This window comes from Vibrio sp. 2134-1 (genome assembly GCF_033339495.1).
The window spans coordinates 1-990 of sequence record NZ_JAWOUS010000164.1 but is presented as its reverse complement, the minus strand read 5'-3'; the positions used below and the strand labels follow the sequence as shown (position 1 = coordinate 990).

Genomic DNA, 990 nt, shown 5'->3' with positions numbered 1-990 from the left:
TCTTAGGTAATCATCAAACAAAGCTCTCACCAGTAGCGTTGTCGCTACACCTCCATTTTCTTGGGAAGCAGAGTCCACTAAGTAGAAAGCAAACTGTCCATTCATCAACCAGCGATAATCAAACACCAAAGGCATCAAATCTGCCGACTGTAGTAACCGATAAGAACAACGCCAGTCACCTTGAGAGGCGTCTTTGTCTGGCAACAACGCATGCAGCAGATCTCTCGCTGCATTTGGGTTTTGTTGCAAGTACTCTAAATGCCAGTGCAGCTCTTGCTCATCTGGTATTTCTCCACCGTCATCTACGCGAAACCACTGGCTTGAAAAGTCACGCTGTTCGGCAAAATGACAATCTGAGTCCTCAAGCGTATTGTCAATCGCTTGCGACAAATGTTCATAATTCCCTATCGGTTTTGGAAGAAAGTCTTTAATACCAAAACGCAACGCTTTCGCGACATCAGACATTTCATCTGTGCCAGACACCACAATAAGCGGTAACGATGGATACTCAAGACTGACTTCTTCTACGAATTCTATGCCATCTAATACGGGCATAGACAAATCACACAAGACGAGATCGGGTTGGCATTCCCTGAGTTGATGAAGAGCCTCTAGGCCATTTTCAGCTTCTACTACTTTGAAACCCTGACTTTCTAAATAAGCATTGGTTACGTTACGAAATATCGGATCATCGTCCACTAACATGATCAGTTTCCGATTAACCACTTCCTGTGCCGAGACCATTGCCGTTTGACTGTGAGTCTTGAACATACCTTTACACCTCACAAAGCTTAGTCAAAAAACAAAATTATTTAAGTTATTATTTTTGTTGTGTTTGCATAGGCAAAACGTTGCGCAGCAAGACTTGAAGCGGTTTCGCCTTGTTATAAAACGTAGCTTGAAAAAGTCATTTATACAAATTGTCAGTATTTACTCCAAGGCTCTTGCTGTGTTCAAATGATGCAACATGTTGACTTAAAGCAAGCTTTA

The 990-nt window shown here is 42.2% G+C and carries 1 protein-coding gene; it reads right to left on the bottom strand.

What is annotated here, in order from left to right:
• Positions 1 to 771, bottom strand: a 771-nt coding sequence (locus R7R78_RS24660) for a response regulator (protein WP_225474441.1), incomplete at its 3' end; no start/stop codon positions are given.
• Positions 772 to 990 lie beyond the last annotated feature (219 nt).